Genomic DNA, 20,713 nt, shown 5'->3' on the forward strand with positions numbered 1-20,713 from the left:
GGGGCGCTCATATGAACGCCCCTCCTGTTAGACACAGCAAAACCAATAACTGACCTAAAGCCCGGCCGTTTCGCGAATATAGCGGCGTGCTTTCACCGCGTATTCAAAAGGATTGGCCAGCGCCGGATCCTGCTCGGCCTCCACCACCATCCATCCCTTATAGCCACGCTCATCCAGCAGCTTGAATACCGGCCGGAAATCGATCACGCCATCCCCCGGCACGGTGAAGGTGCCTTTTTTCACCCCGTCCAGGAAGCTCAGGCGCTTGGCCTTAACCTCTGCCACCACCTCGTCACGCACGTCTTTCAAGTGCACATGGTTGATGCGCGGCAGGTATTTCTCCAGGATCGCCAACATTGCCTGTTGGCTGCCTTCGGAGTAATAGGCATGCCCGGTATCAAACAGCAGGTAAACATCGTCGTTCACCATGCTCATATAGCGGTCTATCTCTTCGGCAGTCTGGATACCTGTGCCCATATGATGGTGCAGACAGACCTGCATCCCCTTTCCGGCGGCAATTTTCGCCAGCTCGTTATACCCCTGCGCCACCCGTTGCCACTCTTCATCGCTAAAATAGGGCTTCTCTTCAAATACCGCCTTGGTGGTGCCCTGAATGCTCTTGCTCTGCTCGGAGCAGCCAATCACTTTGGCCCCCATCGCATGCAGGAAATTCATGTGGTTAATAAACTCATCGATGGTCTTTTCCTTCAGCCCATCGGCAAAAAACGTGCTGAACCAGGCATTACAGATCTGGATCCCGCGGATATCCAGCATCGGCTTCAGCACCTTGGGATCGCGCGGGTATTTACTGCCCACTTCGCTGCCGGTGAACCCGGCCAGCGCCATTTCGCTGACGCACTGCTGGAACGTGTTCTCGTCCCCTAATTCAGGCATATCGTCATTCGTCCAACCAATCGGGGCGATTGCCAGCTTTACGTGGTCTTTGTTCATTTTCAGCCTCAGTCATGTAGGCACTTACCGGCTATCTTTCCCACCGGCTTGGCCAAGAAAGTTATTTACCATAGAAGCCAGGGCGAGCGGGCAAGGTCACTGGCACCACTTCACCGCTGTTCTGCGCGGCGATACAGGCATCTGCCGCCACCGCAGCCGCAAAGCCATCCCAAGCAGAAGGCCCGGTGAGCTTGCCGGCATGGACGTCATTGATAAAGGCTTGCAGCTCAACGTCATAGGCACCAATGAAGCGGTCTTTCCAGTCGACTAGGATCTCAGTGGACAGTTTGGCACCGCTGCGCATTTGCACTGCGGAAGGTTCTGGTAGCTTGGCGATGCCGGTTTCCCCCACCACCTCACACTGAATGTCGTAGCCGTATTGGCAGTTAACAAAGATTTCGACGTCAATACGGGTGCCCTTGGCCGTTTCAATCAGCACAATTTGCGGATCTTTCAAATGCGGCAGGGCTTTGCTGCTCTTGCGTGGGAACACTACCTGCACCGAGACGTAATCATCGTCCAGCAGCCAACGCAGCACGTCTAACTCGTGAATGAGCGTATCGGTAATGGCCATATCCGTGGTGTAGGCTTCACCGACCCTTGGGTTGCGGTGGGCACAATGCAGCATCAGCGGCTCGCCGATCTGGCCGCTGGTCAGCACCTGTTTCAGCGCCCGGTAGCCCTGATCGTAAGGGCGCATAAAGCCGACCTGTACCAGGCGTTTGCCATGCTTGGCTTCAGCATCCACGATGTTCTTGCAGCCTTGTGCCGTGACCGCCAGCGGTTTCTCGCAAAACACCGGTTTGCCCGCAGCAATGGCGGCCAGCACAAACTCTTCATGGCTCGGCCCCCATGACGTGACCAGCACCGCCTGTACGTCTGTGGAATTGATCAGATCGTGAGCATTGTCATAAACCTTGGCGTCCAGTTTCAGTTCGCTGACCACCTTGGCCGCACTGTCTCGGTTAATGTCATTCACCGCAACCACGCGGCTGCCCTGCAACACCTGGCTGCAACGGCGGATATGATCCCTACCGATAGCGCCGGTACCAATAACCCCAATGTTCAATGTCATTTTCGTTATCCTCGTGGACTGTAAACGGCAGACGCAAGGTCTGAAGTCGAGCTGATTATTTATGTCGGCGCGGCATGCTCCACCGCACCTACGATTGCCAAGGCATTGCGTTATCAGTAGTCGCGGGCTTTATCGATGTTCTCTTGCAGCTGGCGGGCGACGGCGATAATTTTTTCACTTTCGGCCACCTGCGCCCCGCCCACGCGCCACCAACTGAGATAGTTGTGCACCATGGTTTTTGGCAGCACTTTGATATCCAGCAGGGTAGAAACCTGTTGCTTGCGGGCATCTGCCAGCGCTTCGATCAGCTGTTGTTCGGTGGTTATGCTGTAGGTTTTGCAACCATAGGCCGCCGCCAACATGGCAAAGTTGACAGGAACGAGCTTGCCATCCAGTTTGCCGCCTTGCGGGTTACGGAAGCGGAACTCGGTGGTGTAGCTCCCCATGCCGTGTTCTATCTGCAGGTTGTTGATGCAGCCGTTGGTCATGTTGTCGAACAGCACCACGTTGATTTTGCAGCCTTCCTGGATCGAGGTGACCAGCTCAGAATGCAGCATCATGAACGCCCCATCCCCCACCATGGCGTAAACTTCGCGCTGCGGCTCCGCAAGCTTGACGCCTAACGCGGCGTTAACCTCATAGCCCATACAGGAGTAGCCGTATTCCACGTGATAGCCGTGCTCACCCCGGTTTTGCCAGACACGCTGCAGATCGCCCGGCAGGCTGCCAGCGGCGGCAACGATGACGCTGTCCTGCGGTAAATGCTCATTCAGCACCCCCAGCACTCGGCTTTGGGTTAATACCGAGTCGGTTTTTTCGATAAACTCGGCAAACACCCGTTCACGATCGAGGCTGTCGTCGATTTCCGGCACAAAGCCTTCGCCGGTATAGGTCACTTGATAGACACGCTCGGTCTCTTTCTGCTGTTCGCCAAGTGCCTTGCTGATAGTGTCTTGCCAATCGGCACGATAATCCGCCTGAGCCAACAATGGGCTGAGCGAGGCCAACGCCATACGGGCATCCGCCAAGACTTGCAGACCGTCCAGCTTGTCGGCATCAAACGCGCTGACGTTGATGTTAAGGAAGGCCACATCCGAATTTTGGAATAGCCATTTGGATGAGGTGGTGAAATCGCTGTAACGGGTGCCGATGCCGATCACCAGGTCTGCCTGCTTCGCCAGCGTGTTGGCCGCCAGACAGCCGGTTTCACCGATGCCACCCACGTTATAAGGATGAGCGGAAAGGACCGTACCTTTACCAGCCTGAGTTTCGGCAAACGGAATATGGAAGCGTTCAGCAAACTGCTGCAATGCCTGCCCAGCTTGCGAATATTTCACCCCGCCACCGCAGATTATCAACGGCTTGCGTTTGTTCACCAGTAACGCCAAGGCATCGGCCAGCGATTCTTGGCTGGCCGGACGGCGCTCAAGGCGATGCAGCCGTTTGTGGAAGAAATAGTCTGGGTAATCGTAGGCTTCGCCCTGAACGTCCTGCGGGAGGCAAAGCGTGACGGCTCCGGTTTCTGCCGGATCGGTCAGCACGCGCATGGCATTGATGCAGGCGCTCATCAGTTGTTCCGGGCGCACAATGCGATCCCAATATTTACTGACAGCGCGAAATGCGTCGTTGGTGCTGAGGCTTAAATCGTAGGATTGTTCGATCTGTTGCAATACCGGATCGGGCTGGCGAGAGGCGTACACATCGCCCGGTAGCAGCAGTAAAGGAATGCGGTTAGCCGTGGCAGTGGCTGCAGCGGTAATCATATTGGCTGCGCCGGGGCCGATGGAAGAAGTGCAGGCGTAGATCTGCTGGCGCAGCTTCTGCTTGGCAAACCCGGTAGCGGCATGCGCCATTCCCTGTTCGTTGCGCCCCTGATGCACCAGCAGATCGCCACAGTCTTGCTCCAGAGCCTGCCCCAGGCCGAGTACGTTACCGTGGCCGAAAATGGCGAAGATACCCTTTACGAATTTGGTTTCGACACCATCTACCAGCAGGTACTGGTTGTCGAGAAATCTGACCAACGCCTGTGCCATGGTCAACTTGTTCTTACCCATTTTACTCACCCTTTCATTTGGCGTTATCCCTAGCCTGCTGCAGATGGTGGTTTGCGAGCAGGCAGGTGTAGCCGGTGGCGTAGCGCTGACTTCGTTACACAAAAGCAGTGATAATCTTGTCTGGGTTGTTACACACTGCTCATGCAATAAGCGGTTTGAAACGTGCATTGATTATAAACAAATATATTTTTCATAAAATATCAATACAGAAAAAACATTTCATTTTGCGATAAAGATCGCATATTACCAAACCACACAGACTGAAGTTATTTATATAATTCAATTGATTAAGTAAAAAATCATCATAGCTCTCTTTCGATCGATGCGCCCACTCGCCGATCGAACCAGCAGCCATCAAGATGGCGCTCGCTTGTGCATAAAATTCACACAAGGTACTGTTATATAAATAATAATATGCAAGATCGGCAGACAATTCGTTGTAGTCTGCTTTTAAATGCATCACATTTACGGGGTATAAATTTCATTTCATATTGAAATTGAAATTTTTATTCCTCATACTTCAACCATGCTTCCTACTTAGCTCCTTTACCGGGTCGCAATCGGTTTTGCTTAATGACAGAAGGAAACGGGTATGGCCACACAACAAAAGCAGCTTGATGTCATTTGCCTAGGGCGCATCGCTGTCGATTTCTATGCTCAACAAATCGGCGCACGCCTGGAAGATGCCAGCTCATTCGCCAAATATCTTGGCGGCTCCTCCGGCAACGTGGCCTATGGCACCGCGATCCAAGGGTTAAAATCCGGCATGCTGGCTCGCGTAGGGGATGAGCACATGGGCCGCTTTCTGCGTGAAGAACTCCAGCGCGTCGGCGCGGACACGCAGAGCCTGATCACCGATAAGCAGCGCCTCACCGGCCTGGTGATCCTGGGCATCAAGGATCAGGAAACCTTCCCGCTGATTTTCTACCGTGAAAACTGTGCCGACATGGCGCTGACACCCGAGGATATCGATGAAAACTACATCGCATCATCACGGGCTCTGGCGATCACCGGCACCCACCTTTCCCATCCCAAAACGCGCGCAGCGGTGCTTAAAGCGTTGGAATACGCCCACCGCCACGGGCTGCGTACCGCATTGGATATCGATTATCGGCCGGTGCTGTGGGGGTTGACCTCGTTAGGGGATGGCGAGACCCGCTTTATCGAATCGGAAAAGGTGACCCGCGAGTTGCAGGAAGTTCTGCATCATTTCAATCTCATCGTGGGAACTGAAGAAGAGTTCCATATCGCTGGCGGCAGTACCGATACGCTGGTCGCGCTGCAAAACGTCCGTAAAGTCACCCAGGCTACGTTGGTGTGCAAGCGAGGGGCGCAGGGGTGCTCGGTATTTGAAGGGGAGATCCCCACAGATTGGCAGCAAGTCAAACTGCATTCTGGCGTTCGCGTTGACGTTTTGAACGTGCTCGGCGCGGGTGATGCCTTTATGTCTGGCCTGCTACGTGGCTATCTTAATGATGAGGGTTGGGAGCAGGCCTGCCGTTACGCCAATGCCTGCGGTGCGCTGGTAGTGTCACGCCACGGCTGCGCCCCCGCGATGCCGACCAAGCTGGAGCTGGACGATTACCTGCAACGCGAACAAGAGGTGAAACGCCCGGATCTGGATGCCCGTCTGAACCATTTACACCGCGTTACCACACGTAAACAACAGTGGCCGGAACTGTGCGTATTTGCCTTTGATCATCGCAAGCAGTTGGCGGAAATGGCGCGAGAGGCAGGAGTGAGTACAGAGCGGATCCCACAGTTAAAAACGTTGTTGTTGGCCGCCGCACAGGCTGCAGCTGCCGAAGCTGGGTTACACGGCAATAGCGGCATTCTGGCAGATACGACCTACGGCCAGGCGGCGTTGAATGCCATTACTGGCCAGGGCTGGTGGATTGGCCGCCCGGTGGAGCTGCCTAGCTCCCGCCCTTTGCGGTTGGAGCACGGCAACATTGGCTCGCAGCTGATCGACTGGCCCCAAGAGCACGTGGTCAAATGCCTGGTGTTTTATCATCCACAGGATGCCGAAACGCTGCGCCGTGAGCAGGATGAGCTGATCGTTGACGTGTATCGTGGCTGTTGCAAATCGGGCCATGAGCTGTTGCTGGAAGTCATTTTGCCAGAAGGTCATGCCGACAAAGACGAGAGCCACTATCTGCAGGTGATGGAACATTTCTACCGGTTGGGCGTTCTGCCAGACTGGTGGAAATTGCCGCCGCTGAGTGCCGCCAACTGGCAAAAAGTGGGGGAATTGATTGAAACTCACGACCCATTCTGCCGCGGGGTGCTGATCCTCGGGCTAGACTCCCCACAGGAAACGCTGAAAGCCGGGTTCGCCGCAGCCGCAGATGCCCACTGGGTAAAAGGCTTCGCGGTTGGCCGCACCATTTTTGGCGCTTCTTCACGCCTTTGGCTGCAAGGTGAGATCGATGACCTCGGGCTGGTCGAACAGGTGAAACAGAAATACCTGACGCTGATCGGTTTCTGGCGGCAATATCGCCCGCAGCCTGCGAGTAAAACCAGCCGGAGTTAAGCTGGCGTTGTTAACGAACCTGCCCCTTAAAGTAATTTTCGCTGCTTTAAGGGGATTTTTTTGCCCATTTTCTGTGAAGTAACGCAACTGGCGACGAAATAAATCGCTTTTTGTAGAAATGAAATGTCCACTCCATCTGTTAGAATAACCGGACAATATCTTCAGCGTATAACCAATACGCCTCAGCCAATACTGCGAGCCGAATGGATGACTAACCCAACTCAACTTTCGCTGTTACAGGACGAGATCCGCCGCCGTTATGAAACGCTGAGCAAGCGCTTGAAACAGGTAGCACGATACATTCTGGATAACAGTAACAGCATTGCTTTCGATACCGTTGCCTCCATCGCCGCACAGGCCAGCGTGCCGCCATCTACCCTGATCCGTTTCGCCAACGCCTTTGGCTTTAGCGGTTTCAACGAAATGAAGCAGGTCTTCCGCCAACATCTGATGGAAGAAACGGTGAACTATACCGAGCGCGCACGTCTGTTCCGCCAAACCTCTACCGACGACAGCGTTGCCCCGGAAAAGCCGGCAGAAATCCTTAACGTGTTTACGATGGTCAACTCGCAGGCGCTGCAACAGTTGGCGATGCAAACCAGCGCCGAGCAGTTGGATCGGGCGGTAGAGCTGCTGAATAACGCGGAAAATATCTACGTGATCGGCCTGCGCCGCTCATTCAGCGTGGCTTCATATCTCACCTATGCCCTGCGCCACCTGGAAAGGCGCGCCTTCCTGATCGACGGGCTAGGCGGGATGTTTACCGAACAGCTCAGCATGGTGAAGCCCAAGGACGTGGTGATCGCCATCAGCTATTCGCCTTATGCCAAAGAAGCGGTAGAACTGGTGGAGTTGGGTGCCAAGCAGGGCGCACAGCTCATCGCCATTACCGACAGCCAGGTCAGCCCACTGGCCGCCTTCAGCGATGTCTGTTTTGTGGTGCGCGAAGCACAGGTCGATGGGTTCCGCTCGCAGGTGGCCTCCATGTGTCTGGCACAGACGCTGGCGGTATCATTGGCACTGAATAACGCCAAAGAGCTGTAATATTCGAAAAGGGGCGCAGCGTGCGGCGGCCCCTACCTTGTCAGTATCAATAGCTCTCGCTGTTGATCCAGGCATGATCTTTTTCCCAGGTGAACTTCCACAGGCGTACCGGCCCCGCCATCACATTGAGATAGTAATTGTCATATCCGGCCAGGGTTGCCACCGGATGGTAACCGCGCGGCACTTTCACCACATCGCGGTTATAGACCGGCATACACTCATCCAGCGAACGATCGTCGGTATAGACACGTTGCAGGCAGAACCCTTGTTCAGGGTTAAGACGGTGGTAATAGGTTTCTTCCAGGTAGGTTTCGTCCGGCGAGTTTTCCTGGTCGTGCTTATGGCTTGGGTAGGAGCTGGTATTGCCTTCATCGGTATAAACCTCAACCACCAGCAGGCTGTCAGCCGGTTGGCTATCAGGCAGAATATTGTGTACCAGCCGTTGGTTACGGCCTTTACCCCGCCGCTCCACGCCGACGTCTGCCGGGGTGATCAAGCGTGAAGGCAGATGCCCGTTACCCGGTGCGCTGCATACCGCCAGTTCCAGATCGGTCTCTGCCCGGACTTCAACATGGTCGTGATGCGGTACATAAACGGAGTAAGGTGGAGTGCGCTCAAACGGGCTCATCCGCTTACCAATGTGTGGATACTCCGCTCGTTGCGTTGCCACAGAGGCAATACCCGCCACCAGCACCAGGCAAAGCTCCTTGTCGCCACTCTCCAACCGCAACGACTGCCCGGCCGCTAACCGATAGACCTCAAACCCGACAAAATGCCAGCCGGCATTTTCCGGGGTGACGGACTGAATACGCCCCTGCGCATCCGGTTGCTGACATTTCGCAAGTAATGATGACATGACAATGCTCCTTAAATCCCGTGCTTGTGAATGTGGCTGCAATGCATTGATACCAGCGCCAACGGCCGCTATCCCGGAGGAATAACGGCCTCGGCATATACCTGGCTGCGGTTTAGCCCAGCGTTGGCATACTGTATTCGGATACCGTTTGCTGGCCGGTTGGCCAACGTGCGGTGGCCGTCTTCATGCGGGTATAGAATCGCACGCCGTCCGTACCATGTACGTTAAGCGCACCGAATACTGAACGTTTCCAGCCGCCAAAGCTGTGGAAAGCCATCGGCACCGGTACCGGCACGTTAACCCCCACCATCCCCGCCTGAACCTCATGCACAAACTGGCGAGCATAGTGGCCGTTATTGGTGAAAATGGCGCTGCCGTTACCAAACTCGTGGCTGTTCACCGTATTGATGGCCATTTGGTAATCGGCCACACGCACAATGCCCAACACCGGCCCAAAGATCTCTTCGCGATAGATGCGCATATCCGGCTGTACGTTGTCGAACAAGGTGCCGCCCACGTAGTAACCCTCTGGATAACCCGGTACCTGATAATCGCGGCCATCGACCACCAGCGTTGCGCCCTCTTTAACGCCAATATCAATGTATCCCAGTACTTTTTTCTGATGGGCGGATGAGACCAACGGCCCCATTTCATTTTCCTCGCCGCCTTGCTGCATGCCGGGGCCAACCCGCAGCTGGGCGATCAGCGGTTTGAGTTTGGCAATAAGTTTATCCGCGGTGCTATCACCAACCACGACGGCCACCGGCAGCGCCATGCAACGTTCACCGGCCGAGCCAAATGCCCCTCCCATCAGCGCATTGACCGTGGCATCCAGATCCGCATCCGGCATGACGATAGCCTGATTTTTGGCGGCCCCAAAGGCTTGTACACGCTTGCCATGCGCACTGGCGGTGGTGTAAATATGCTCTGCAACCGTAGATGAGCCAACGAAGCTCACCGCCTGAATGCGTGGATCGAAGCACAGCTGCGAGGCCTCTTCATTGCCGCAATGCACGACGTTGAACACCCCATCCGGCAGGCCCGCCTCTTTCAGCAGTTCTGCCAGGCGCACGGAAGCCGAAGGCACCAACGCCGGAGGCTTCAAGACGAAGGTATTGCCGCAGGCCAGCGCGATAGGGAACATCCACATCGGCACCATGGCCGGGAAGTTAAACGGCGTGATCCCGGCCACAACGCCCAGCGGCTGCATCAGCGAGAAACTGTCAACGCCGGTGCCTACATCCGGTGAGTATTCCCCTTTGATCAGGTGCGGAATACCGCAGGCAAACTCCACCACCTCCATGCCACGGGTCAATTCACCCAGCGCATCGGAATAGACTTTGCCATGTTCACTGACGATCAGTTGCGCCAACTCTTCGCGGTGCTGCTCTAGCAATGCTTTGAAGTTGAACATGATACGCGCCCGGCGCAGCGGCGTGGTACGCGCCCAGTCGGTAAATGCCTGATGGGCGACATCAATAGCCTGTTTCACCTCGGCGGCGGTGCTCTGCGTTACCCGGCGTTCAACCTGGCCACTAGCCGGATTGTGCACGTCGACGGTTTGATTACTGCTGCTCAGGCAAACCTGCCCACCAATAAAGTTACCCACGGTTTTCATGTTTCACCCTCTTTTAAGTCCGCTATCGCCACGACCTGAAGCATTGCCGCATACCGTGACGTTCATCGTGCCGTCTGCAAGAGTACGGCCCACAGGCAGATTAAATCCTGACCAGATGAATCAAACTCTATTCTATTGAAAAAAAAGTTTCAAATAAAAGTTTTTAGAAAATTTGTTTTTAGTGCCGCCGATCGCAAATTTACCATGCCCATAGGCAGAGCGGGTGGTGGCGAACGATGCTATCTGCGATCCGCCAGCTGCGTGGACTTACGCAGTAATCCCTATTTTTTATACAGATACGCGTTCCCGCTTGGGCGAGTCAATTTTCCAATCTGCTATGCAAAACGGGCAGAACATTTGCCCTATTTATGCTCAATTTTTTGAACTGGATCTAAAAATCAATATTTCATTATTCACTAAATATGAAATAAATGTTCTTGTCTGCCACAGGCCCCCTGAAAAACACCGCCTTGATGACAGGCACGGTTCACCCTTCTGCCTCCCTACCCCCTACAAGTCACTTAAGTAGGCAGAAGCCAGGATAAAAATCGGAGCAACATATGTCACATCAGCGTAAACACAATACTGGGTATATTCTGCGTATCTGCGGGATTGCGGCACTCGGCGGCATTCTGTTTGGTTATGACACCGCCGTGATTTCTGGTGCGATCGAAGCCCTTAAAGCCTACTTTGACCTCAGCCCGGCAGAAACCGGCTGGGCCGTGTCCAACGTGGTGATCGGCTGCGTGGTCGGTGCTTTCGGTGCTGGGCCGCTGGCCGGGCGCTATGGTCGTAAAAAGGCCCTGGTGGTAGCCGCCTTCCTGTTTACCGTCTCTGCCGTCGGTGCAGCTCTGGCCACCACCTTCACCTGGTTTGTTATCTATCGCATCATCGGGGGTTTGGCCGTCGGGCTGGCCGCAACGGTATCCCCCATGTACATGTCAGAAGTCTCACCGAAGGATATGCGGGGCCGGGCGCTCAGCATGCAGCAATTCGCCATCGTGTTCGGTCAGATCGTGATTTTTTACGTTAACTTCAAGATTGCCAGCTATGCGAGCGAAGCCTGGCTGATTGAGATGGGCTGGCGCTGGATGATTGGCTCAGAGGTGATCCCCTGCCTGTTGTTCACCGCCTTGGTCTTTGTCATCCCTGAATCACCGCGCTGGAGCGTAATGGTAGGCCGCGACGATCAGGCTTTAGCCATGCTGACCCGCGTTTCAAATGCCGAGCATGCTAAAAGCGTTTTGAGAGAAATCAAGGAGTCGCTTCGCCAGGACGAGCAGCACCGCAAGCAAAAGCTGAATTATGGCGATGTACGCGTACGCTTCATCCTGTTTGTCGGTTGTATGATCGCCATGCTGCAACAGGTGACGGGGGTTAACGTCATGATGTATTACGCCCCGGTGGTGCTGAAAACCGTGACCGAAAACGCGCAAGAAGCCCTGTTCCAGACCATCTGGATCGGCGTATTGCAACTGGTCGGCTCGGTGATCGGCGCCATGCTGATGGATCGCTTGGGCCGTATCCCACTGATGCGCTGGGGCACCCTGGGCACTATCGTTGGTCTGCTGATCACCTCTTATGCCTTGTATACCCAGGCAACTGGCTACTTCGCGCTGTTTGGTATGCTGGTCTTTATGGTGTTCTACGCCATGTCATGGGGCGTAGGTGCCTGGGTGCTGGTCTCCGAAATCTTCCCCAACCGCATGCGTTCACAGGGGATGAGCATTGCCGTTGGCTGTATGTGGCTGGCCAACTTCGTCGTGGCCCAGAGCTTCCCGATGATCAATGACCAACCTTATCTGTTCTCCACCTTCCACGGGGCGTTCCCAATGTGGGTGTTTGCCGCCTGCTGCCTGTTCAGCTATTGGTTTGTTGCCCGCTTTATTCCAGAAACCAAGGGCGTTTCACTGGAAAGAATGGAAGACGTCGTGATGGCAAAACGCTATCGCCAACCGCTATCTGAAATCGTCACGGCAGAAGATGGCAAAGCCTAAAGCCCACAAATCCAGGAGTGATGCATCATGGCCATTGCGTTAGCACGTTTTTGTATCAACCGTAAAATCGCCCCCAATCTCACGCTGGAGAACTTCTTCCGCCTAGTGAAAAAGTGTGGGTTAAGCAAGGTCGAACTGCGCAACGATATGTCGGGTGGCAAAGTGACCGACAACCTGAGCAACGAGCAGTTAAACGCGCTGGCCGAAGAGTTCGGCATTGAGATCGTCACCATCAACGCGCTGGGAATGTTCAACCTGCTGGAAGATCAAGCAGTATTGTTGAAAAACGCTGAAGCGTTGCTGGTGCAGGCGAAAGCCATCCATAGCAAGGCGGTGGTGATGTGCCCACATTGCAACGCGAGCGACAGGCGCAGTGAGTCACAAAAGAGGGAAGATACGCTGGCTGCTCTACGGCTACTCGCTCCGTTGTTCAAGCAGTACGGCGTTGAGGGCTACGTGGAACCATTGGGGTTTGGCATAAGTTCACTGCGCTCTTCCTTGCAGGCGCAGGCAATCATTCGGGATTCTGGCGCACCCTACAAGATAGTGCTGGATACGTTCCACCACTATCTGAGCGACGTAGCACAACCAGAGTTTGATGCTCAGATCCGGGTTGAGCAGATTGGTTTGGTGCATCTCTCTGGCGTTGAGGATCCGCTCATCAAAGGCGCATTAAGCGATGAAGAACGCATTATGCTGAGCGATAAAGATCGGTTGGCAAGCGTAGCCCAGGTACAGAACCTGGAACGTTTGGGCTACCGGGGGATCTATGCGTTCGAGCCGTTCTCTTCACAGCTAAACACCTGGACAGAAGGCGATATCGAACGCGAGATCCGCCACAGTATTGCATTACTGCAAGAGTAAAAGTAAACCCCCCCGTAGAATGCGGGGGGTTGTTTTAACAGCGTAACTCTGTGTGTTTGATAGCGCCACCCAGGCATGCGTAGGGCCCTATAAATTCGCATCGGAATAGTAAACGAAGTATCTATTGAATTTTAATAAATACGCCAATGATGAGCACTTAATCAAGTCAACTCCGACAACAAATATAGAGGCAACACGAATATATCGATGAAATATTCGAACTATTCATCCACATGGCAAGGATAATAATAGTGGCTGCTAGGGTTCGATTTGCGCACGTAAATACGCCAGTGCGCTTTGACTGTAGCTCTCCCCTTGAGTCAATTTCTTTATCAGGCCTTGGGCCTCCAACACCATACCAAGACGATGTAATTCCTGATGCTGCGGAAGTACATCCGCAAACGCATTAAGCAGGATAATCGACGGCATGATTTTTTCTGCGCAAGTGCCTACTGCGCCAGGTTCATCCCCCCTGGCCGGACAGGGCAGGCTGTCCGAATGGCGATGTTGGCATGCCTGTAACAAGGTAATTGCCTGTTGAATTTCATGACTCCATGGCATAACCACTTTCCTCTGAGACTGATTGCCTTGCCTAGATATGATTAATAATCAGCACGTTAACATGCATTAACGACTAACAACAAACCACAAGCGCCCCTAATCAAGCTGGCCCTATACAAGATAGGTTTTTCCAGCCATGGTTTATTGATATAGGTCACATTGCATAAAGATCGCCAAATTTTTATATTCACTCAATGGTTAAGATAATTCGCAAGATTTCGATAACGCCACATTTTTTACTTAAAAAAAGATAAAATTCCTACTGCGACCTCTATCTGCCCCTAACCTAAATTGGGGAAAAAAAACCAGCTTTTGCTGTAAATTATGCGTTAAAAACAATAGAAAAACACGTTCGCAAGATGCAGGAGGATATTCTGAAAAAACACGATAGTTGTAAACGTAAAGTTATTACCAACAAGATTATTCCAACACACCATTTATTGTCTCGAAAACTGCCAAGAGCAAGGTCTTGCTGGCCGAAAGGTAAGCGTTCACCCTGCGATGAGGCGATAGCAGCTACGGGGGTCGTCAGGAGATGCCGGTGTGTCTAGGGTGTCTGAGGAAGCTGGCAACAGGCCCGAAGCCTGAATAATGGCCTCAGATTTTGAGGCCACGTTCACGCAATCACGGTTTCTTGCAGGGAGCAGGGGCGTATTTAGCATCCGCAGGGAATGCCTGCGGTTGGCAATCAGGCAGCCCCGGCAGCACCATTTCATAAACCGCCACACCAATCACGCCGACATTCTCCTTTTCCCCCGCCAGTGAACTCGCAGCATAGGAGTCATCCGGTTTTGTAAAACGGAATGCGGCAACGGACGAATCACTTTTACGGAAGCCCTCAATCACCAGAGTTCCTTTTGGTGAGACCAGATAGCCGGAATTGCGCAGTGAACCACTGCGGCCAGAAATCACGTCCAGGCCGTCAACCGCGGTTACCACCTCATAGGTTTTGTTGGGGCTAGTGTTATAGAAGAACAGCTGGTAGCGCTCGCCGTCATTGGCAGAAAATGAAAACTCGCCATTTTTATAGCGATTGAGCGCGAAATCCCGATTATTTTCGGTCTGCACCCGCATTCTGACGGAAGACAGCACGATCTCATTGGTGTACTGCCCATTACTGGAAGCTGCCGCGCTGTAAAAAACTTTGGCGACACTGTCTGGAGAGGAATGCATACGCTTCGCGTCAACGGTGGTCACTTTGGAGTAAACGTCCTCACCCCATGCCGTTCCCAGTTTATTTTCCTGGGCAACCGGAGCCGGAGCAGAGGCGGATTCAGCCACCGCGCGTGAAGAGGAAATCTTTTGGCTACAGCCGGAAACCAGCACCAGAGAAGCCAGTAATGCTAAACCGCATTTGATTTTCATCAGCAGAACTTTCCTTGTTATTATTTGAATAAGAGTGCGCTTGTCTCAACGCACGAGCCGAGCCCATTATTCTGAGTTATTTCTGATGTTTCTATCTCCAAAGCTCCTAAAGTGGACGATCCAAAACTGATAATGATCAATTAACAGAGAAAATTGGCTTCCACTTTACCAATGCAGACACCCTGCGATCCCATCAATGTAGGATCATAACCTTGAAAAAGGATTTAAGAATTGCCGGTGCCACAGCAGCCTACGATCAACCTCTGAAACCTCAGCCTCATCGCATACCTGCTGCCAATGATTCTCAATGACTGAACACTGCTGATCAAAGATGTTTTCTGCTTCCGACGCGGTCAAAAGAAAAGCATGGGCCGCCTCAATGCAACAACTTCGCTTACTGAGCCGCGTATTGCCAACAATGAGCATCGCCTGTGATGCTTCGTTTCCTGCACGGCCTTGTGGGCAAATGTCGTAAGCGGGGGTGAGTGTCAGGGTGCTACCATCCCAGAACGCCGCATGATTCCTGGCATGATCGTCCGTATTCCCGCATAAAATATTAAAGCACAATCGAGAAAACAGCTCTTTCAGCGTTTCCTTAGGCTGTTGAAAACGCGTACGAATGATTTCTGCCAGTGTTTCATAACTCGCATATCTCGCCATCATGTCATCCAGCTCAAACAGAGTCAGCGCAGATACCATCAAGCGACGTGTCCATCCCCGCTTTGTTCTCTCCCTGTCGAATCGCTTGATGAGCAGCACATCTTTTTTGGCCGCTTTGAGCAGACTAACCGGCGCTACGTTCAAACCAACCAACGCAGCTAGCCGCATGGCAATATATTCAGCCTTAACCACACTATAGAGATCTGAACTGGCCGAAAATTTTGCTATGTACTTTTCACCCTCCGCTTCGATCAGCGCTTTTGGACGCGCGCCACCAATAGAACTCCCATGAAAGAGGGCTTGATCAAGTTCAGGAGTCAGAGGTATCCCTTTTTCAACTCGCTCAACAGAATGCATTAACTCTTCAACGGTGACATTAATCGCTGAGCGGGGTTCATAAATCGAGGGGGAGCGTTGATAGTCCAGAGCCCCGATCCTGTCCGAGCCTGATTCAAGTAAATAGGTTAATTCATCCAAAGCGGCTGTATCAGTATCAGCACCTTTTCTTCCGAGTTTGCGATTAAGAATAACCCGCCGTCCCCACGCGTCAGGAGAGCTATCTCTGAGACAGCCTGGCATACCCAACCCTGGCAGAAGAGGGATAAACCCTTTTTTCAAAGGAAGTTCAGGTTCATAGATGGAAATAGCACGAGGCTCATCACGAATGCGCTCCAGATAACTTTTACCATAGTTGAATAGTAGACTTTCCCCCTCCCGGGTGACTAATCCTGCGACAACGGGTTGAGTTTCATTCGGTAACCAGATCCAGACATAAGCTTCGTTATATTCCCTATTAGAAATCATCATTCACCTCCTTGGATATTTTCCTGGCGCGCCGTGGCAGAAGGCTAAGCTTTTCTTCAGTTCGGGTACGGTGACCGATAATCGTGCTCACCTCTGCGTCTTCGTCAAATAACCTGACTCCGACAATTTTGGCCACCTCGAAGACAACGCCAATCCCGCAGCGAGGATCCGCTTTCTCAATGCGCTGCAGTAGGCCTCTAGAAATGCCCGCGCGTTCAGCTACCTCACTGGTCGTCAGCTTTCGCTCGAGCCTTGCCGCACGAATAGACACAGCAAGCAGCCCCAGAGCTTCCTCTGTGTAACGCGAATAGGCTCTTACAATAGACTTTGGCATTCTTATACCCCACATAATTCATATAAGGTTCATTAAAGGTGATAATGAGCTATATGTAAACCACATGAGGATTAAATGATCACCCTATCAACTGCATGCAGTGAGTTATATATGAACCAAAAAGCCTCTTAATGAATCATATGTAGCTCATTAATATGAGCTTATCGCAAATCACTTTTAAGATCTTTGTATAGCAGCCAAAGCCTGCGCGCAGGCCCAAGCGGAACTCCAGGCCCACTGGAAGTTATAACCCCCCAGCCAGCCCGTCACGTCCACCACCTCACCGATAAAGTACAGGCCCGGTACCTTACTCGCCTCCATGGTTTTGGAAGAAAGCTCTTTGGTGTCCACACCGCCCAAGGTCACCTCTGCGGTGCGGTAACCCTCGGTGCCATTGGGTTGTACGCGCCAGTCTTGCAAACTATCAACCAACGCTGCCTGCTGCGTTGGAGTAAGTTGCTTCAACGTGGCCTCCGGCAGTTGCCCCAATTCTTGCAGCAATTCCACCAGGCGCTTTGGCAAGTGCAAAGCCAGAGTGTTTTTCAGGCTTTGGTTAGGATGTGCCTGGCGCTGTTCGTTAAGGAAGCCCACCAGATCTAGCGTCGGAAGTAAGTTAATGCTCACAAACTCACCAGGCTGCCAGTAACTGGAGATCTGCAAGATAGCCGGGCCAGAAAACCCCCGATGCGTAAACAAGATGCTTTCACGAAAGCTGGTGCCATCTTCCGCTGTGACCACTGCGGGAACCGAAACGCCAGACAGCGCCTGGGATTGCTCCAACAGCGGCTTATGTAACGTAAAGGGCACCAAACCGGCCCGGGTCGGTAATACTTTCAGGCCAAACTGTTCCGCCAGCTTATAGCCAAAGGGGGTGGCCCCCAAACCCGGCATGGAAAGCCCACCGCTCGCAACCACAAGTGAGCGAGCACTCACACTCTCGCCGTTAAGTGCCAATTCAAAGCCTTGGTCGGTTTTTTCGACGCTCAGGACCTCGCTGCGCAGGCGCGTTACCACCTGACCCAGTTCGCACTCTTGCACCAACAGATCGACGACCTGCTGTGCAGAATCATCACAGAACAGCTGCCCCAAGGTTTTTTCGTGGTAGGCGATGCCGTAGCGGTTAATCAGATCGATAAAATCCCATTGGGTATAGCGTGCCAATGCCGATTTGCAGAAATGGGGGTTATTTGAGAGGTAGGCCGCCGGTTCAACGGACATGTTGGTGAAGTTACAGCGCCCACCGCCAGACATCAGGATCTTGCGGCCCGGTTTTTTGCCGTTGTCGAGTAATAGCACCCGGCAACCCAGTTGCCCTGCCTGCGCAGCACAAAACATCCCTGCGGCACCCGCGCCAATGACGACAACATCAAACTGTTCCACCCAAACCTCTCTTTGCAATAACCACAACAATCGCGGCAACAAGAGCGTATTTTACGCCTTTTACGTGCCTGTATACCGCTAAATCCGCGGTGAGGGATTGTAAAGGCATCGGCAGGTCAACGCCAACGTAAGAAAATGTAACGAGCATAAACGGCAGTAACATGCTGAAATTGCATCGATTCAACACTGTTCCAACCCCCTGTACATCAGAGAAATCAAAAAAACGTCATATTTTCCTTTTCCCCGACACCGGTTGTCGCCGATAATGCGCGGCGTTCATGTCCACAAACCTGGCGTAACGCTTATGCTGCATTTGTTCACTGGCCTGGATTTCCATACCGGCCTGATGTTAATTCTCGCATTGTTGTTCGTGCTGTTCTATGAGGCCATTAACGGCTTCCATGATACGGCCAATGCGGTCGCTACTGTAATTTACACCCGTGCTATGCGCTCGCAACTTGCGGTCGTTATGGCTGGCCTGTTCAACTTTCTTGGCGTGATGCTCGGCGGTTTGAGTGTTGCCTACGCCATTGTGCACCTGCTACCAACCGATCTGTTGTTGAACGTCAGTTCAGCACACGGGTTAGCCATGGTCTTCTCCATGTTGTTGGCGGCAATTATCTGGAACCTCGGTACCTGGTATCTTGGGCTACCGGCCTCCAGTTCCCACACCCTGATTGGCGCCATTATCGGTGTCGGCTTGACCAATGCGTTGGTGACCAACACCTCCGTGGTCGACGCGCTGAACGTGCCAAAAATGATCAGCATCTTCCTGTCGTTAATCTTCTCCCCGTTGATCGGGATGATCATTGCCGGGCTGATGGTGTTTATGCTGCGCCGCTATTGGAGTAATACCAAAAAACGTCAGCGTATTCACATGACACCGGCGGAACGTGAAAAGGTCGATGGCAAACGCAAGCCACCATTCTGGACACGTATCGCTCTGATCCTGTCGGCTATCGGCGTGAGCTTCTCACACGGTGCCAATGACGGTCAGAAAGGTATCGGTCTGATTATGTTGGTGCTGATCGGTGTTGCTCCTGCAGGCTTCGTCCTCAACATGAGCGCGACCGGTTATGACATCACCCGTACCCGCGATGCCGTGAGCCACCTGCAGCAATTCTACCAAAAGCATGGCGACTCTCTGGCACATGTGGCCACACAGACGCCATTGGTTCCTGCGCCTCAGAATGCGGCTCCAACGCCTGATCAACCGGTTGAGTTCCACTGCGACAGCTCACGTGCCCTGATCGCCGTTGAGCGCTCTCTGGACCTGCTGAACAATCTGCAAAACTACGATCAGCTGACGGTAGAGCAGCGCAGCCATCTGCGCCGCCTGCTGATGTGCGTGACCGAGACTGCAGACAAGGTGGCCAAGCTGCCAGAAACCTCAGTGGAAGATCAACGCTTCCTGAAGAATCTGCGTTCAGACCTGTTGGAAACCGTTGAATATGCACCAACCTGGATTATCGTCGCGGTAGCCCTGGCGCTGTCTCTCGGTACCATGGTGGGTTGGCGACGCGTTGCTACCACTATCGGTGAGAAAATCGGTAAGAAAGGCATGACCTACGCTCAGGGGGTGTCGGCACAGATGACGGCCGCCCTGTCGATTGGCGTGGCCAGCTATACCGGTATGCCGGTTTCCACTACCCAAGTACTGTCTTCGGCGGTTGCCGGAACGATGCTGGTGGATGGCGGTGGCGTGCAGAGCAAAACCATCAAGAGCATCTTGTTGGCCTGGGTTCTGACCCTGCCAGTCTCGATTTTGCTTTCCGGTGGCCTGTATTGGCTGGCGCTGAAAGTGATTTGACGATTGCTCGATACAAAAATGGCGGCCAAAGTGGCCGCCATTTTTTTGCCTTGCTATCGCAGGGCTAATACCAGATCGCCAATGCCACCAGGCTGATCACCACTAGCCCACACAGCGATGAAGTCAGCACAAACTGGCTGCGGACACGCTGACAGCGGCGGATGAATTCCGGGTCGTGGTGCTCCATATAGCGTTGCGTAAAGATATAGCGCACCAGCCGTATCTGCTTGCTCGGCTGGCCGTGCGAAGTAAAGAACCCTCCACCATCGACGTATTGGTAAAGTAACGGGTCGCAGCCGCGTAAAACAAATAGCAGCGCACGCAGAGAAGAGAAATACCGGGCCATGTTAATCACACAGACCACACACAATGCCCAAAACAGCGCGACGGTACTAATCATGATAGCCCCCTCAAGGCGTTGTTATCCCGGACACCCGCCGGGCCAACGGCCCTACTTCATATCTTATGCTGCCGGAGCCTTGGCTCCCATCCCCCTAGCACCTTACGGACCCGAATCTACCCACAACCTCTGACCGCTTGATAACAGGCTTTACAGCGATCAGAGGAAATAAGTGGGGCCCACATTCACTAGTGTAGAATAATGAAACGCAAACAGATCCCGGTGCCGCATAAAATTTACAGTCAGGGGCAAATTCTTCATCTACCCGCTCTCCGCTCGGATAACCGTCATAAGCTATACTTTGAGCAACAATGCTTATAATTCAATCGTTCAAACGGCGGATAGCCGTATAAGCCATAGGATTTTTTGCCCCGGCGGTGTAAAACGGGTGGGGTAAACGTATAAAC

The 20,713-nt window shown here is 53.1% G+C and carries 16 protein-coding genes; 5 read left to right on the top strand and 11 right to left on the bottom strand.

What is annotated here, in order from left to right; all coding sequences use genetic code 11:
• Nucleotides 1-54: 54 nt before the first annotated feature.
• From iolE to iolD, 3 genes are all read right to left on the bottom strand, one after another.
• Nucleotides 55-951, bottom strand: a complete 897-nt coding sequence (iolE, locus tag ACX9GU_RS25750; RefSeq protein WP_473193310.1) for a myo-inosose-2 dehydratase — start codon at nt 949-951, stop codon at nt 55-57.
• 61 nt (nt 952-1,012) lie between these two features.
• Nucleotides 1,013-2,026, bottom strand: a complete 1,014-nt coding sequence (gene iolG / locus ACX9GU_RS25755; protein WP_473193311.1) for a bifunctional inositol 2-dehydrogenase/D-chiro-inositol 1-dehydrogenase — start codon at nt 2,024-2,026, stop codon at nt 1,013-1,015.
• Between the two features lie 113 nt (nt 2,027-2,139).
• Nucleotides 2,140-4,080: a 3D-(3,5/4)-trihydroxycyclohexane-1,2-dione acylhydrolase (decyclizing) gene (iolD, locus tag ACX9GU_RS25760; RefSeq protein WP_473193312.1), complete on the bottom strand. Its 1,941-nt coding sequence runs from the start codon at nt 4,078-4,080 to the stop codon at nt 2,140-2,142.
• A 592-nt stretch (nt 4,081-4,672) separates the two neighbouring features.
• On the opposite strand from iolD, the gene ACX9GU_RS25765 reads away from it, so the two are divergent.
• Entirely contained in the window at nt 4,673-6,613 is a 1,941-nt protein-coding gene (locus tag ACX9GU_RS25765; RefSeq protein WP_473193313.1) for a bifunctional 5-dehydro-2-deoxygluconokinase/5-dehydro-2-deoxyphosphogluconate aldolase, read from the top strand.
• Between the two features lie 207 nt (nt 6,614-6,820).
• Nucleotides 6,821-7,657 carry a MurR/RpiR family transcriptional regulator gene (locus ACX9GU_RS25770; protein WP_021181760.1) on the top strand — a complete coding sequence of 279 codons (837 nt, stop codon included), beginning with the start codon at nt 6,821-6,823 and terminating at the stop codon, nt 7,655-7,657.
• Between the two features lie 46 nt (nt 7,658-7,703).
• Here ACX9GU_RS25770 and iolB read toward each other — a convergent pair whose 3' ends face one another.
• Both iolB and ACX9GU_RS25780 read right to left on the bottom strand, forming a co-directional pair.
• Nucleotides 7,704-8,513 (bottom strand): 5-deoxy-glucuronate isomerase, encoded by an 810-nt coding sequence (iolB, locus tag ACX9GU_RS25775; RefSeq protein WP_473193314.1) that lies wholly within the window; start codon nt 8,511-8,513, stop codon nt 7,704-7,706.
• Nucleotides 8,514-8,625: 112 nt separating this feature from the next.
• Nucleotides 8,626-10,131, bottom strand: coding sequence for a CoA-acylating methylmalonate-semialdehyde dehydrogenase (locus ACX9GU_RS25780; protein ID WP_473193315.1), 1,506 nt, complete (start codon nt 10,129-10,131; stop codon nt 8,626-8,628).
• Nucleotides 10,132-10,691: 560 nt separating this feature from the next.
• Here ACX9GU_RS25780 and ACX9GU_RS25785 point away from each other — a divergent pair.
• On the top strand, nt 10,692-12,128 hold the full coding sequence (locus ACX9GU_RS25785) for a sugar porter family MFS transporter (protein WP_473193316.1): 1,437 nt from the start codon (nt 10,692-10,694) through the stop codon (nt 12,126-12,128).
• A 27-nt stretch (nt 12,129-12,155) separates the two neighbouring features.
• A complete protein-coding gene (locus tag ACX9GU_RS25790) occupies nt 12,156-12,992 on the top strand; it encodes a TIM barrel protein (RefSeq protein WP_473193317.1) in 837 nt (278 codons plus the stop codon).
• A gap of 258 nt (nt 12,993-13,250) precedes the next feature.
• Here ACX9GU_RS25790 and ACX9GU_RS25795 read toward each other — a convergent pair whose 3' ends face one another.
• The 5 genes from ACX9GU_RS25795 to ACX9GU_RS25815 all read right to left on the bottom strand — a co-directional run bounded on the left by ACX9GU_RS25795 (nt 13,251) and on the right by ACX9GU_RS25815 (nt 18,096).
• Nucleotides 13,251-13,553, bottom strand: a complete 303-nt coding sequence (locus tag ACX9GU_RS25795) for a hypothetical protein (RefSeq protein ID WP_021181767.1) — start codon at nt 13,551-13,553, stop codon at nt 13,251-13,253.
• A gap of 624 nt (nt 13,554-14,177) precedes the next feature.
• Entirely contained in the window at nt 14,178-14,918 is a 741-nt protein-coding gene (locus ACX9GU_RS25800) for a hypothetical protein (protein WP_473193318.1), read from the bottom strand.
• A gap of 204 nt (nt 14,919-15,122) precedes the next feature.
• Entirely contained in the window at nt 15,123-16,385 is a 1,263-nt protein-coding gene (locus tag ACX9GU_RS25805; protein ID WP_473193319.1) for a type II toxin-antitoxin system HipA family toxin, read from the bottom strand.
• Complete coding sequence (locus tag ACX9GU_RS25810; RefSeq protein ID WP_121609070.1) at nt 16,372-16,716, bottom strand: helix-turn-helix transcriptional regulator; 345 nt, start codon at nt 16,714-16,716, stop codon at nt 16,372-16,374. Before ACX9GU_RS25810 ends, ACX9GU_RS25805 begins: the two co-directional genes overlap by 14 nt.
• Before the next feature lie 177 nt (nt 16,717-16,893).
• Complete coding sequence (locus ACX9GU_RS25815) at nt 16,894-18,096, bottom strand: BaiN/RdsA family NAD(P)/FAD-dependent oxidoreductase (protein WP_473193320.1); 1,203 nt, start codon at nt 18,094-18,096, stop codon at nt 16,894-16,896.
• 304 nt (nt 18,097-18,400) lie between these two features.
• On the opposite strand from ACX9GU_RS25815, the gene pitA reads away from it, so the two are divergent.
• Nucleotides 18,401-19,906: an inorganic phosphate transporter PitA gene (gene pitA, locus ACX9GU_RS25820; RefSeq protein ID WP_021181770.1), complete on the top strand. Its 1,506-nt coding sequence runs from the start codon at nt 18,401-18,403 to the stop codon at nt 19,904-19,906.
• A gap of 64 nt (nt 19,907-19,970) precedes the next feature.
• On the opposite strand, the gene uspB is transcribed toward pitA, so the two are convergent.
• Nucleotides 19,971-20,306 carry a universal stress protein UspB gene (gene uspB / locus ACX9GU_RS25825; RefSeq protein ID WP_021181771.1) on the bottom strand — a complete coding sequence of 112 codons (336 nt, stop codon included), beginning with the start codon at nt 20,304-20,306 and terminating at the stop codon, nt 19,971-19,973.
• Between the last annotated feature and the right edge of the window lie 407 nt (nt 20,307-20,713).

Source organism: Serratia sp. K1WW1 (genome assembly GCF_055790865.1).